This window comes from Labilibaculum manganireducens (genome assembly GCF_963665805.2).
In the GTDB taxonomy this organism is placed as follows: Bacteria; Bacteroidota; Bacteroidia; order Bacteroidales; family Marinifilaceae; genus Labilibaculum; species Labilibaculum manganireducens.
In genome coordinates, this window is sequence record NZ_CAXXEE010000003.1 from 5,062,364 (window position 1) to 5,077,144 (window position 14,781).

Annotated in this window: 12 protein-coding genes and 1 tRNA gene; 9 read left to right on the forward strand and 4 right to left on the reverse strand. The window is 35.6% G+C overall.

The annotated features are described in order from the left end of the window. Window positions 1-6 precede the first annotated feature (6 nt). From ACHZAX_RS20140 to tssO, 4 genes are all read left to right on the forward strand, one after another. A complete protein-coding gene (locus tag ACHZAX_RS20140; RefSeq protein WP_320020320.1) occupies window positions 7-1,806 on the forward strand; it encodes a hypothetical protein in 1,800 nt (599 codons plus the stop codon). Further along, window positions 1,806-2,822, forward strand: a complete 1,017-nt coding sequence (locus ACHZAX_RS20145; RefSeq protein ID WP_320020321.1) for a PKD domain-containing protein — start codon at window positions 1,806-1,808, stop codon at window positions 2,820-2,822. Before ACHZAX_RS20140 ends, ACHZAX_RS20145 begins: the two co-directional genes overlap by 1 nt. 2 nt (window positions 2,823-2,824) lie before the next feature. Beyond that, window positions 2,825-3,967 carry a hypothetical protein gene (locus ACHZAX_RS20150; RefSeq protein WP_320020322.1) on the forward strand — a complete coding sequence of 381 codons (1,143 nt, stop codon included), beginning with the start codon at window positions 2,825-2,827 and terminating at the stop codon, window positions 3,965-3,967. A 251-nt stretch (window positions 3,968-4,218) separates the two neighbouring features. After that, on the forward strand, window positions 4,219-4,728 hold the full coding sequence (gene tssO, locus ACHZAX_RS20155) for a type VI secretion system TssO (RefSeq protein ID WP_320020323.1): 510 nt from the start codon (window positions 4,219-4,221) through the stop codon (window positions 4,726-4,728). A gap of 62 nt (window positions 4,729-4,790) precedes the next feature. On the opposite strand, the gene ACHZAX_RS20160 is transcribed toward tssO, so the two are convergent. Further along, window positions 4,791-4,864, reverse strand: a tRNA-Ile gene (locus tag ACHZAX_RS20160). 100 nt (window positions 4,865-4,964) lie between these two features. Between ACHZAX_RS20160 and ACHZAX_RS20165 the strand changes: the two genes are divergently transcribed. Next, window positions 4,965-5,588: an HAD family hydrolase gene (locus tag ACHZAX_RS20165; RefSeq protein WP_320020324.1), complete on the forward strand. Its 624-nt coding sequence runs from the start codon at window positions 4,965-4,967 to the stop codon at window positions 5,586-5,588. A gap of 12 nt (window positions 5,589-5,600) precedes the next feature. Here the strand turns inward: ACHZAX_RS20165 and ACHZAX_RS20170 are convergent, their stop codons facing one another. Together ACHZAX_RS20170 and ispG are read right to left on the reverse strand one after the other, a co-directional pair. Continuing rightward, window positions 5,601-6,281, reverse strand: coding sequence for a hypothetical protein (locus ACHZAX_RS20170; RefSeq protein ID WP_320020325.1), 681 nt, complete (start codon window positions 6,279-6,281; stop codon window positions 5,601-5,603). 175 nt (window positions 6,282-6,456) lie between these two features. After that, entirely contained in the window at window positions 6,457-8,409 is a 1,953-nt protein-coding gene (gene ispG / locus ACHZAX_RS20175; RefSeq protein WP_320020326.1) for a (E)-4-hydroxy-3-methylbut-2-enyl-diphosphate synthase, read from the reverse strand. Window positions 8,410-8,617: 208 nt separating this feature from the next. Between ispG and gldA the strand changes: the two genes are divergently transcribed. The 4 genes from gldA to ACHZAX_RS20195 all read left to right on the forward strand — a co-directional run bounded on the left by gldA (window position 8,618) and on the right by ACHZAX_RS20195 (window position 13,661). Then, on the forward strand, window positions 8,618-9,517 hold the full coding sequence (gene gldA / locus ACHZAX_RS20180) for a gliding motility-associated ABC transporter ATP-binding subunit GldA (RefSeq protein ID WP_320020327.1): 900 nt from the start codon (window positions 8,618-8,620) through the stop codon (window positions 9,515-9,517). 44 nt (window positions 9,518-9,561) lie between these two features. Further along, window positions 9,562-9,939, forward strand: a complete 378-nt coding sequence (locus ACHZAX_RS20185; RefSeq protein ID WP_320020328.1) for a GxxExxY protein — start codon at window positions 9,562-9,564, stop codon at window positions 9,937-9,939. Between the two features lie 1,730 nt (window positions 9,940-11,669). After that, entirely contained in the window at window positions 11,670-12,926 is a 1,257-nt protein-coding gene (metK, locus tag ACHZAX_RS20190; protein ID WP_101310965.1) for a methionine adenosyltransferase, read from the forward strand. A 423-nt stretch (window positions 12,927-13,349) separates the two neighbouring features. After that, a complete protein-coding gene (locus ACHZAX_RS20195; RefSeq protein WP_101310967.1) occupies window positions 13,350-13,661 on the forward strand; it encodes a helix-turn-helix domain-containing protein in 312 nt (103 codons plus the stop codon). A 14-nt stretch (window positions 13,662-13,675) separates the two neighbouring features. Here the strand turns inward: ACHZAX_RS20195 and ACHZAX_RS20200 are convergent, their stop codons facing one another. Continuing rightward, window positions 13,676-14,680, reverse strand: a complete 1,005-nt coding sequence (locus ACHZAX_RS20200) for an NAD-dependent epimerase/dehydratase family protein (protein ID WP_320020329.1) — start codon at window positions 14,678-14,680, stop codon at window positions 13,676-13,678. Window positions 14,681-14,781 lie beyond the last annotated feature (101 nt).

The following is a 14,781-nucleotide window of genomic DNA, read 5'->3' on the forward strand; positions in this document are numbered from 1 at the left end:
AAGTAAATGGAGCATAAAGAGTTAATAAAAGAGAGGATGTTGAAACATGCATCACGGATGTGGGCTATTGATGAAGTGTACGATGAATCCTCTTTTGATCCTTTGGTACGAATTCTAATTTCGGCACTTGCCGCAGAAAGTGAGTCTATTTATCACGAAATGGACCAAGTGCAGGATCGTGTAGCCCAAAAATTAATGAATCAGTTGATTCCTCATATTCATGGCGGAGTGCAGCCTGGTTATTCTGTAGCAATTATTAATCCTACCGATTCGGTTGCATGTTTACCTGCCAATTATAAATTCTTGAGTCGGATACGAAACGAGTTTGATGCGCTTCGGGAATTGCAATTTATTTCTCTTCAGGAGACTTCTCTTTTTAAAGGAGGAGTTAAGTATATCCTTTCTAGTTCGGCATATTATCAAATGACCGATTATCGCTTTAAATCACGAATTGAATCGGATGTTCTAAAAGGAATCGTTCTGGATAAAAACGATGTTTTGCTGGGCATTGAAATACCTGTAAATACGGATGGTTTAAGTACATTTCGATTGTTTTTCGATTACAAAGAAAATACCTCTGTTCGGGACACTTTTTATAGACAACTGAGAAGTGCAAAATTTTTTCTTAATGACGAGAAATTAGAAGTTGAATTTGGATTGAATTCCGAAGAAGACGAAGAATTTACGGTTGATTGGGGAAGCTCGAAAAGTGAGTTGACAGGTATTAAAAAAAGGGTTCTGTCCTACTACGATAGACAATTTATAAGAATAAAGAAAACAAATTCATCCGAACAGGATTTTAAAGCTAATGGTTCCCAAACAGATGAGAATATTTGTTGGCTGCGAATCTGCTTTAATGAGGATTTTGATTCCGGAATATTATCGTCGGTAAATTGTTTTGCAAATGCCTTGCCAGTGGTTAATCTTACCGAAAGAGAGAAGGTTTTTAAGAGTAGTGAGAACTTATCGGTAATTAGCTTACAGGACGAGGAGGCTTTTTTTGCTCTGGATGTAGTGGAAGGAGATGATGGTGTTATCTATGAGGAATACGGAGTCCAAAATGGAAGCGAATGGGAAAATGGTACATTTCTTTTACGCAGGGATGGAGTAGCAGGCATGTCAACAGAAAATGCCAGTGAAGCGATTAATTTTTTGATTGGAAAACTGAGGAACGAAAGTGCTGCATTTGCAATGCTCGATAATGGTAAATTTTCGGATGACCTGAAAGTACTTGGACAAATAATAGCTCGTTTGCAGCAATCGGTAACCCAAAAGAAAAGGTATCATAGTCCCGTGTATATGTTTTTAAAATATAAAGAAATTGCTGATACAATTTTCGTAAAATATTATACCACGGCCGGAAAAATTTTAAAAGGAATAAAACCGAATACTCCAATATTACCCTATAAAGGGGCATCTATTCAGCAAGCTGGGGGCTATTTTATTACTCCTCTGATTGGGGCTCGAAATGTTTTAAACTCTGATGAACAATTATATAATAATAGGTATATGATGTTATCAGGAGGGCGAATTGTGACAGAAAAGGACATTAAAGCATTGGTGTATGATGTTTTGGGGGAAAGAATTGAACAGGTGGTAATTGAAAAAGGATTGATGGAGAGTCAGGATTCTCAAACTGGTTTTGTTCGAACTATTAATATCAAATTAAATAGCAAACGTGAAATAGGTGAGCAGGATGCAATGGTTCTTGAAGGACGGGAAATATTGCATGTTTTAGATGAAAGAGGAAGTAATATTTATCCTTACTGTTTATTTATAAATGGAGTGCAAATATTCAAACAATAATGGCAAAAAATAATGGTGAACCTCGTCAATTTAGGATTGACTCAATGATTTCTAATTTTTTTATACTTCTCTTGATTCCGTTGTTGGCGATATTAGGTTTTAAATACTTTGATTATCAGGCCCCTCCAGAAGTTAGTTTTGAGGTGCTAGGAGATAAACATATGGCGAATGCAATGTTGAAGTTTAGAAATAATACGGCAGGAGATCATACTTACGAGTGGAATTTTGGAGACAGTACCGCATTGGTACATGAAAAGTCGCCTATTCATACTTATGCCGAGCATGGAGATTATACAGTTACGCTTATCGTTAATGATAGATATGAGTTTCAAGAATCGATTCATATAGAGAAAATTAAGGACGATGAGCCTATTGTTGTTATTCCAAGAATTGCAGGCCCTAAACAGGTGTATGTTGGCACTTCGGCTGTTTTTACCTGCAGTGCTCAAGGAGGAAGCTCATGGGAATGGCAAGTTGACGGTTCTAGTCAGATGAATTCAAAAAGAAAATCCGTAAAATATACATTCACTAAACCAGGTTATAAGACGATTAGTTTGGTGGTAGATGGAAACAGGGAATTTACTGCTCAAAAGAAAATATATGTGCGTGTTAAACCAACTGAAAAACATAAAATTACCTCGGCTAAGAAGTCGGATGGCGAAATAGAAAAGGATTATATTCCAGAAACCCCAGAAGTGTACCAAGTGTTTAAAGAGATTGAAAAGGAAATAGTAAAAGATGAATCATTGCCCACTGATGGTGAGTTAACAGTTATGCTTCAGCAGATTGCCGAAGGAGTCGGAGATAAAGAGAAATTTTTGAAATATTTCAATGAGAGCAATAAATATTTAATGGCTAGATGCAATGGCAATTTAATGACTTTTGAGGCAATAATTAAGGATGTAGAAGGAAAGAATATTTTAATAAAAGAATTTTCGACAGAAAGAAGAAATAGTACCAACATTGTAAATGTTACGATACGATACAAAAAAAAGCGAGGTTCTAAAAACGATTAACTATGGTAAATGAAAATGATATGTTTCTGCCTGTAAATTGGGTAGATGGCATGAATATTAATAAAAAGCATTTTATTGCTCAGGAGAACTCATTCATTAAGAATAGAATGGAAGTGGCTGGATTGTCGGTTTCGCCACTAAATTTTGGACTTGTTAGGAGTGAAAGAGACTTTTTGTGGATGGATATTGACAATAATATTCAACTTTTGGTAACTTTTAAACCTGTAGATATTGTTTTTCCTAGTGGCTTTTCCTACGCCATTACAAACGGAAAAGAATTTAAGTGTGATTTGCCTAAAACAGAAAGTGATGCGGTATATTATGTCGTTTTATCTATAGATCCCTTTTCCCGTCAGCCAATTGGAATGGCAAATGCGGCGGAAAGTCCGGTTCGAAAACCTTTTGTAGCACCTGAAATGAAAATTTCTATTTTAGAAGAGGACGAATTATCGGAAATTTTATTGGGGCAAAATCATCTTGTATTTGGTAAAATAACAAGGATGGATGGAAGTTGGGGTGTAGATTCTGATTATATTATTGCATCAAGGTTTATTGTATCGAATCCTGATTTATTTGATGTTTATAAGCAAGTGGAAACTTATATTAGTTCCATTGAGAAGTTTTCTTCCTCAATCATTAATAAAATCCGCCTGAAAAAGCAAGATAATCCTCTTGCCAAAGCTTTAAATGAAATTTGCTGTAAGTTGCTCGACTTTTTAAGTGTAACTCTTTCTAGATATAGAATTGTAACTCCTTATGACTATCCTGTTGAGATGGTAATTTTGGTGATGGATTTGGCTCGAATTGTTAAAAATTCAATTGACGGATGGCAAGCATGTGGTAAGGATGAATTTATGACTTATATATCGGATTGGTGCAATATTAACGAAGGGGAGTTTGAGGATTCATTAAACCGAGTTATTAAGCATCGCTACGACCATAATAAAATTAGTATATCTGTTGACAAAACCATAAAGCTGCTTAGTTTGTTAGAGCATATGTTGCAAACTCTTTCAGGTTTAGATTATATCGGTAAGAAAATAGAGACCGATCTTTTTGTTAAGGAAGAAACACTAATGGAAGAAGAAATTGAAGGAACAACTACGGCAAAGAAAAAGAGGCCCTTCTTCTTTGGAAAAGAATAGTGCTGCGTAAATTGAATGTAAACCAGTAAAGCGTTTTGAAATATGAAACGTCCATAACAAGGATATTTTGACACACAGGGAGGTGATTATTTCAGCATGGTAAGTTCTCCCGAAACAAGTTCGGGACAGGCTATATGGCAACTGAAAAACAAATAATAAACATATGAAACGTCCATGTATAAAGCTTTCTACACACAGGGAGATGATTATATGGTAAGTTCCATAGAACAAAAACTTAAAATATAAAATAGATGAAATCACTAAATGTAAAGCAACGCAGAAAGGCGTTTATTAGCTTCTTTTTCCTGTTTCTGTTAACTACTTCCTTGGTTGTTGTTATTGTGTTTTTTAATTTAAAAGTACCCGAAAAAGAAAATAAATATTTGCATAATCGGTTGAATTACTTGAGTTTGGAGAAAAAACAAATCAGTGATTTTGCCCTTAAAATGGATAAAGTAAAGGCATTAATTGATATGATTCAAATTAAGGGCACTAATATTGAATTTACTGATCAGCTAATTTCAACAGAATTAGCTGTAATGAGAAATAAGTTTATTGCAGAAGATAGTGTTTCGAATGTTGGAATGTATAACAATATCATTCTTACCTATCTTGAGTTAAAGGAGGCGAAAATAGAATTACTTAACCTGGAAGATGCAAAAACAGATATTGAATCTTATGTGAGTATCATTGAAGAATTAAAAGAGAAACTGGAGGCAAAACAAAGAGATTTGGATATTTACAGGCATAATGCTAAATAATACAAGCCAGTTTAAGACATAAAAAAACACCCAATTTTACGATTGGGTGTTTTTGTTGGGGGTGGGCCCACATGGGCTTGAACCATGGACCCCCTGATTATGAGTCAGGTGCTCTAACCAGCTGAGCTATAGGCCCGATGAAAACAAGACGGTAAAAGTATTTTATTTACCTTTGTTTTGCGAGTGCAATGTTACATATTTGTATTGAATTATTCAATATTTGAAACCACTTTTTTATGCAAAAATACAATTCAATCCCAAATATAGTTTTCGATTTTGGAGGGGTACTACTTAATATTAATACGGATCAGGCAGTTAAGAGTTTTAAAGAAATTGGACTAACCGATATTGATGTGGTAAAAAAAGAATATCAAACCAATGGTTTGTTTGATCGTTTGGAGAAAGGCATTATAAATGCAGATCAGTTTAGACTTGAAATTCGTGAGCACATTGTTGGGAAAGTTACCGATGAGCAAATTGATACGGCGTGGAATTCTATGCTTCTAGACCTTCCTTATGAGCGCTTAGAGATGCTTGAAAAGCTTAAAAAGAATCATAGAATATTTCTTTTGAGCAATACAAATATCATTCATTGGGAAGCTTATACGGGAATGATTAAAAATGTTCATGGTGTCTGTCTTTCCGATTTCTTCGAAAACGATTATTATTCCCATAATATGGGATTGAGAAAACCAGATCCTCAGATTTATACAACTCTTCTTAAAAAGGAAGGATTAATTGCTTCAGAAACTTTATTTATTGATGATATGATGGTTAATACTGATGCGGCTAAATCTGTAGGTATGAAAGCTCATTATTTAAATTTGGAAAAAGGAGAAACAATTCTTGATTTATTTTAAAGTAAAGGGTAATTATTTCTTGCGGAAACTTCCCATTGTATTGTCATAATTGATGTAATACAATCCATTTTGCAGACCTTCCAATTGTATTTTATTGCCAAAGCCTTTAAACACAATATTTCCGTAGTTATCGTATATTTCGTAAAGAGTTTCATTGGTAAACAGTAATTCATCTTTTACTTTCTCGGGACCAAATGTAATTGCAGGGAAGGTAGATTGATATTTAATATCTGAGGAATAATTAGGTGTTCCAGTATAATCGACCTGATAAATTCTGAAAATATTTTCTCCTGAGTGAGGGCGAACATTCAGTTGATATTTATTTAATTGAGGGGTTCCAATTCCTTCTACTTCACCAATTGTGATCCATTTGTTCCAACGATATTGCTGCACGATAAATGGCAATGATCCCCGTTCATCCTTAGTAGCCCAATTCAGGACTCCTTTTTTGTCAATTGCAGCACTTTGCAAGCTGAATGAACTTACAGGTTTAATTGCTTCAGGATTAATGATTTTGGGTAAACATCCATTTTTATAGTAAAGTGTGATATTTATCTTTTCACCTATTTGGAAATTAAATTTAGATAAATCAATTTCAAAAGCACTGCTGTTAATTTCATCAGCAGAGTTTTGACCATTTACAGTTACCTCGAAAACACAAAATCCCACTCCTGAGTCAGAGAAAGGGTTCATTACGTAAACATTTTTGCCTAGAAAGATTCCGCTTAGTTCGAGTTTATCTCCGTAAGCAAAATTAAAAAGGAAAAGAAAAATGAATAGTATGACTTTGTTTTTCACTATGTAAAATAATATTGATCTAACTGCAAGATACTAAAACAAAGAGTGATAAAAAAAAGTTTGAAATGGTTTATTTATGAATCCAATCTCCATGAGCTTTAATGATCTCTGTAAGTTCATGAATGGCATTTTCCCTTGGTATATTTTTCTTAATCAATTCGCGGTTTTTGTACAATGATACTTTTCCCGGTCCGGCTCCTACATAACCATAATCTACATCACCCATTTCGCCGGGTCCATTTACAATACATCCCATTACAGCTATTTTCAGATGGGTTAAGTGAGAAAATTGTTTTTTGACTTCTGCAACAACATCATGAAGCTGGAATAGGGTTCTTCCGCAACCAGGACACGAGACAAATTCCGTCTTACTTGTTCTTACCCTTGCGGCCTGCAAAATCCCAAATGCTGTTGAGTTGACATCTTCATGGGAGAGCTCACCTTTATTATCAAGCCAGATTCCATTCCCGAATCCATCAAAATATAAGCTCCCTAAATCAGCAGAAGCCTTTAAATGAATATTTTCCAAATTTGATTCTTCGAATGATCTTTTGAAAATTACAGGTGCTTTGCATTTAGATTGAACCAATCGGAAAGCAAAAGCTCTTTGTTCCGCAAATGCATTTTGATGCACTGATGAGCAGACTAAAACGACTTTTGGATTCTTGATTATTTCCTGAATAAACCCGTCTGATAAATCAGAATAGGTACATTCAACAAAATAGATATCTGTGTGAAAGAAGGAAAGGTTAGCATTTGTAAATTGATTTGCCTGAAACAGAGGATAGGTGTTTTCAGCATAATTATTGGCCATTTCCCAGCATTCCTGATCTACAATTATTCCTAATTCTTTTGGATAGTCGGCAAAAATGGCATCGAAACCATTTACAAACAAATAATCGCTGGCTAACTTGCTTTTTTCCCATTCAAATGTATCTTCGTTTAAAATGTAACCGGCTTTCTCCGGCAGATCAGTTGAAATGCATTTTTCATGGCTGGCATCCGTAACCACAACAGGAACTTTTTGACTTCCAATATTCCCAATTAACGATGTGGATCTTTTATAAAAATCAAAGAGATTGATGTCTGTATTTTTAACCGGTAAAATTGGCGCATGACCAACTTTTTCAGAAACGTAATCGACTAGTTTTTTTCCTACCGGAGATTCTATTTCCGGATCTTCGGTAAGTGATATCCGAATGGTATCGCCAATTCCATCATTTAATAATGCTCCTGTTCCAACGGCCGATTTTATTCGGCCATCTTCACCTTCCCCAGCTTCGGTTACACCCAAATGCAAGGGATAGTGCATATTCTCATTTTCCATTTCACAAATCAGCAAACGAACAGTTTTCACCATCATTACTGTATTGCTCGATTTAATCGAGATGGCAACATTCTGAAAATTCTGCTCCTTACAAATTCTGAGAAATTCTAAAGTGGCTTCTACCATTCCACGTGGTGTATCTCCAAATCTACTCATAATCCGATCGGATAAAGAGCCATGGTTGGTTCCAATTCTAATAGCGGTATTGTTTTCCTTGCAAATGCGAAGTAAGGGAATGAATTTATCTTTTATTTTTTCAAGGTCTTCCTGATATTTAGTTTCTCCATAGTCAATACTAGTAAAATCGGCTCGTTTATCAACAAAATTCCCCGGATTGATACGTACTTTATCTACATATTTTGCGGCAATTAATGCGGCAGCAGGATTAAAATGAATATCAGCAACCAAAGGAGTATTGTATCCTCTTTTTACCAATTCTTCTTTGATGAACCTCAGGCTTTCGGCCTCTTTTGTCCCTTGCGCAGTTAATCGAACGTATTCTGCTCCAGATTCTATCATTCTGATGGATTGTTCAACACTCGCTTCAATATTATTGGTATCGGTGTTGGTCATCGATTGAATTCGGATTGGGTTTGTACTACCCAGCGCAGTGTTTCCGATTTTGGATTCTGATGATATGCGGCGAGAGTAGTTAAACAGATCTTTGCAAAAAAGTTGATGTTTCGGGAAACTCATTTTTTAGGTTTTAGTATTGAAATACAAAGGTAGGTAATTCAATTTTGAATTATTAATTACGAATTATGAATTACTGGTGAAAGAGCAAGAGAATTATTAAATTCACCACAATTTACATTTATTTTGTAATGCAGTACTTAGATGATTTTGAAGATAAGCTTTCTTACTTTTAAGTACTTTTAACTCTAGACACTAAAAAATTAACTTTATGTCGGTAAAAGCTCACGAAGTAAGCAAAATATACGGGAAACAAAAGGCTTTGGACAATTTGAGCTTTGAAATTAATCAAGGTGAAATTGTTGGATTCTTAGGACCAAATGGCGCGGGAAAATCAACAATGATGAAAATTATTACTGGTTATATTCCCCAAACTTCTGGCTTGGTGGAGGTAAACGGACTGGATGTTAGCATGGATTCTCTTGAAATTAGAAGACAAATTGGTTATTTGCCCGAACACAATCCATTGTATTTGGAAATGTATGTGAAAGAATATCTCAGTCATGTGGCATCTATTTATAAATTAGGTAAAAGTAAGGCAAAGCGAATTGCCGAAATGATTGATTTAACGGGATTGGGAACCGAACAGAATAAAAAAATTGCTTCTCTTTCGAAAGGATACCGCCAAAGAGTTGGAATTGCTCAGGCATTAATTCATGATCCGAAGGTGCTGATATTGGATGAGCCGACTACCGGATTGGATCCAAATCAGTTGCTGGAAATTAGAAAATTAATTATTGATATCGGAAGCGAAAAAACTGTGATGCTTTCTACGCATATTATGCAGGAAGTAGAGGCTTGTTGCCAGCGGGTTTTAATTGTAAATAAAGGAAAGTTGGTGGCCGATCGGAATATAGATTTTCTTGCGTCCTCAAAATCATCTCATGTGGTCGAAGTTGAATTTGCTTCTGAAGTATCTTCAGACTTATTGCAGGAAATTAGCGGAGTGAATGAAATTGAAGTCCTTGGCGAAAATCGTTATTGTTTTGTTTCCCTAAGAGATATCCGTAAAGATGTATTTCAATTTGCAGTATCTAAAAATCTGGTGATTTTAGAGATGAAAACCCGATCGGAGAATTTAGAGGATATTTTTCATGAACTCACTTTGTGATTTTATTTGTTTTGATGTAGCTTTAATTTTACAGAAAAAACAATATGAAGGAAAACGAAATTACCGAAAAGATAATTAAGGCTGCAATGAAAGTACACACTAGCCTTGGTCCGGGATTATTAGAATCAGCATATCATGAGTGTTTGTTTTATGAATTGCAAAAAGCAGGTTTAAAAGTAGAAAAAGAAAAGCCACTTCCTATAAGTTATGATGGTGTAAAACTGGATTGTGGGTATCGACTTGATTTATTTGTGGAGGATCAGGTTATTGTTGAGTTAAAATCAATTGACTCATTTAAAGATATTCATTTAGCACAAACACTAACTTATTTAAAACTTGCCGATAAAAGAGTTGGACTGATGATTAATTTCAACGTTGAAAAGTTAAAGTATGGAATTAAGAGAGTTATAAATGGGTATTAATCTTTCTATCCCGGTTTCTATTAGTAGCTATTTTAATTTTAGCTGTTTTTGCCCTCTGTGTCCCTCAGTGCTCTCAGTGGTAAAAAAATAAATTGAGAATAGGATTTCACAGCATGCAAAACGATTCTACCACAGAGTTCACGGAGTATCACAGAGAAAAAAAGAATCAGTTTAAGAATTAGACTTTTTTTATTTTTCAAAGTTTTGCTCTTCCTCTGTGTGTCTTTGTGTTCTCTGTGGTAAAAAGTTAGTTTGTACTTAGCCACCTTTTCGTAAAAAAAACTGACCACAGAGAACACGGAGTATCACAGAGAAAAAGAATTAGTTTAATTCTCATACTTTTTTTTAAGTCTTGTTCTTCCTCAGTGCTCTCTGTGGTAAAAAGTTAGTTTGTACTTAGCCACCTTTCCGTAAAAAAAACTGACCACAGAGAAAATAGAGTTTCACAGAGAAAAAGGATTAGTTTAATTCTCATACTTTTTTTTTAAGTCTTGTTCTTCCTCTGTGTGTCTTTGTGTTCTCTGTGGTAAAAAGTTGGTTTTTAATTTAGATTTCACACCATGTAAAGCGATTCTGCTACCGAGAACGCGGAATATCTCAGAGAGAAAAAAATCTTTCTTGTCTTTTATACCGATTCGTTTTAGAAGATATTTGAATTTTTGGCAGTATTGCCCTCAGTGCTCTCTGTGGTAAAAAGTTAGTTTGTACTTAGCCACCTTTCCGTAAAAAAAAACTGACCACAGAGCACACAGAGTTTCACAGAGAAAAAAAGAATTAGTTTAATTCTCATACTTTTTTTTTAAGTCTTGTTCTTCCTCTGTGTGTCTTTGTGTTCTCTGTGGTAAAAAGTTGGTTTTTAATTTAGATTTCACACCATGTAAAGCGATTCTGCTACCGAGAACGCGGAATATCTCAGAGAGAAAAAAATCTTTCTTGTCTTTTATACCGATTCGTTTTAGAAGATATTTGAATTTTTGGCAGTATTGCCCTCAGTGCTCTCTGTGGTAAAAAGTTAGTTTGTACTTAGCCACCTTTCCGTAAAAAAAAACTGACCACAGAGCACACAGAGTTTCACAGAGAAAAAAAGAATTAGTTTAATTCTCATACTTTTTTTTAAGTCTTGTTCTTCCTCTGTGTATCTTTGTGTTCTCTGTGGTAAAAAGTTAGTTTGTACTTAGCCACCTTTCCGTAAAAAAAACTGACCACAGAGCACACAGAGTTTCACAGAGAAAAAAAGAATTAGTTTAATTCTTACACTTCCTCTCTGTGGTAAAAAATGTAAGCTGTAAATAGTAGGGAGTCTCAACGTATAGAAAAATCTTAGTTTGAAAACCCTCTTAAATCCCAGAAATTTATGGTAAAACCTTTTAGATATAAACCAAAAGTGTAACTATCACTATAATTAAGACTTGTAGCTCTTTATTGACTCAGAAGTCCCTGTTTTTCAGCTGAAGCTTTTGTTAAAATGTTGTAAAAGTGGCTCTTTAGTTTTGTTTCTTTCCGAAATAATACTTTTCTTTGCCCCGAAATAAGTGGAAAGATTTGGCTGCTTGCAACCACAGAAAAAAATGCTAAATGGTGAACTATATGCTTTTCTGCATGTAGACAACCAACCATTACTTTCCTGTATCATGTCATTATTTAGATAATGATCTTAAACAACATTGCCTGTCGTTACTATTGAAGGAATTCATGATATCGACATCACAACTAATTATTATTAAAATATTATGGGATATTTATTCACATCAGAATCAGTTTCTGAAGGACATCCGGATAAAGTTGCTGATCAGATTTCAGATGCTTTATTAGATAAGTTTTTAGCTTTCGACCCTAATTCGAAAGTTGCTTGTGAAACCTTGGTTACTACCGGACAGGTGGTTCTTGCCGGTGAAGTAAAAACCAAAACCTATATCGATGCTCAGGAAGTTGCCCGTGAGGTAATTAACCGCATTGGTTATACCAAAAGCGCATACCAGTTCGACGGCACTTCATGTGGTGTATTGTCTGCAATTCACGAACAATCAGCTGATATTAACCGTGGCGTAGATCGCGAAGATCCTATGACACAGGGAGCCGGCGACCAGGGAATGATGTTCGGTTACGCTTGTAAGGAAACCGACGATTACATGCCTTTGGCTCTTGAGCTTTCGCATCGTTTGCTGATAGAATTAGCAGCTATTCGCCGTGAAGGAAGAGAAATGACCTATCTTCGTCCCGATTCAAAATCGCAGGTTACCATTCAGTATGCCGATGATGATACCATCGAAAGAGTACACACTATTGTGGTTTCTACTCAGCACGACGATTTTGGCCCGAACGATGAGTTGATGCTGGCTAAAATTAAGAAAGACGTTCGCAACATCTTGATCCCTCGTGTAATTAAGCAATTGCCAAAGCGCATACAAGCTATGTTCGATGAGAATTTTATTTTGCACGTAAATCCAACAGGAAAATTCGTAATTGGTGGTCCTCATGGTGATACCGGTTTAACTGGCCGTAAGATAATTGTTGACACTTATGGAGGAAAAGGCGCTCACGGAGGTGGTGCATTCTCAGGAAAAGATCCTTCGAAAGTTGACCGTTCAGCAGCCTATGCAGCCCGTCATATTGCCAAAAATTTAGTGGCTGCAGGAGTAGCAGATGAGTTGCTGGTTCAGCTTTCATACGCAATTGGTGTTGCCGAGCCAGTAGGAATTTATGTAAACACCTACGGCAAATCGAATCTTAGCCTTACCGATGGCCAAATTGCCGATAAAGTTACCGAGCTTTTTGATTTACGTCCGGCTGCTATTGAGCAACGATTGAAATTACGCAACCCTATTTACGAAGAAACAGCGGCCTATGGTCACATGGGGCGTACCCCTCGTATGGTAGTGAAAAAATTTGAATCTCCTTACTTTGATGGCGTTGAGCTTGAAGTGGAATTATTCACATGGGAAAAATTAGACTACATCGAGAAAGTAAAAGAAGCGTTCAATTTGTAAACAACAACAAATACAATATATACAAAGCCATTCCATTTATTTGGAGTGGCTTTTCTTTTTTCTGTAAATATTCATTCGGGGGTTCCCCTATGGGGCGGGCTTTCCATTTCAAGTCCTCAGTCGTTCCTCCTTGCGGGCTTTCCACTTCAATCCCTAACCCAATAAAAACCAATTATCATGAGGGTTATGTGTATTAAATGAATAATAATGCAATAAATATTACAACAAAGGCAAAATAAATGCATAAAAAATAATGAGGAATGCCAACATTTGCGGAGGGAAATCATAAAAAAGCAAAATAAATTACAAAAAAGTAAAATAAAAATGCATTTATAGTAGGGGAAAAACAATAATTATTAGCTTTATACTCATCGATATCATTGTTCGAAGTTGAATAATTATTACAATAAGAAATCAAAAAGTATGAAATCAAAAGTTAAAAATCCAATAGCAATTAATGAATTGATACTATCCGAAATGAATCGACAAGGATTAAGTACGGCCGATTTTGCACAAAAATTACAAATCAGCATGAATTCCATGTATCATATCCTAAAACGATCTAGCATGCAAATCGATCGGCTGTGGGATATTTGTGAAGTTTTACAATTAAATTTCTTCAAAGTTCTGGCTGATGAAATAAACATTAATAAGCCTGCTGATGCTCAAATAGACCAACTAAAACAGGAAAACAAAACTTTAAAAGAGGTAATTAAGATGTTAGGTAAAGGATAATTTGCTGGTTTTTTTTATCTGGGATAATGCTTCAATGTATCCTTTATACTCTTTTCAATTGGAACGAACTCAAAATTCAAAGCTTCTTTTATTTTCTGATTCGAGTAGTATTTGATATTGTGTGCCGATCGTGCATTTTCTTTTGTAAATCCGGAAGGCTTAAAAAAGAATATCTTTTTCAATAAGGCTAATCGCCAGGCAATTTCGGTCATTTTTGGGTTCGCATATTTTGTAGGTCCGGCAATGCCTAAACCTTTGGCAATGGTTTTAAAAACGAATTCGAAAGTGCAGTTCTCGCTGTTCAAAATAAAGCGTTCATTCACAATATCACTTTTCATCAATTCAATCATCGAATGGCTTACATCACGAACATCAACATAGCCCGTAATTCCTTGAGTATAGTATTTTAAACCTTTGGCAACAGTCTTAAAAAGAAGCGAACTTCCCTTGTCCCATTGTCCGGGACCCAAAATAATTGAAGGGTTCACAATCACCGCATTTAAGCCTTCTTCTACTCCTCTCCAAACCTCCAGTTCCGATTTAAATTTACTGTTTGAGTAGCCCGACCTTTTTTCTTCCGGACTCCATGGCGTTTTCTCAGTTACAGTATCTTCTCCCTCTTCGGGCGAACCCAAGGCAGCAATAGAACTTACCATGCAAAATTTCCGAATATTTGTATCCAGGCAGGCATTTACCAAATTGCGGGTTCCCTCCACATTAATATCCTGCATGTTTTTGCCGTCTTCCTTACTAAAAGAGACCAAGGCTGCACAATGGTACACATCTTCAATTCCATCAAGAGCATCCTCTAACGAAAAGGGATCCAGCATATCTCCTTCTATCCATTCAATGGATTTAAAAAGTTCGTTGGCATTGCTTGAGTAGTAAGTAAAAGTAGTAAGTACGAACTCTACATTGCTGTTTTTTCTTTTCAGAGCACGAACTTTATTGCCTTTCGAAAGTAAATCAAATAGTAAATGTGAGCCAACAAGACCCGTTCCACCGGTAACTAAAATCATGGATTAGTGAATGTGTTAAAGAGTGAATATGAGTTGAAACGCAAGGCCGCTAAGCCACAATGTAAGGAAATATAGCTTTGTGCCTTGGCGCCTTTGCGTTC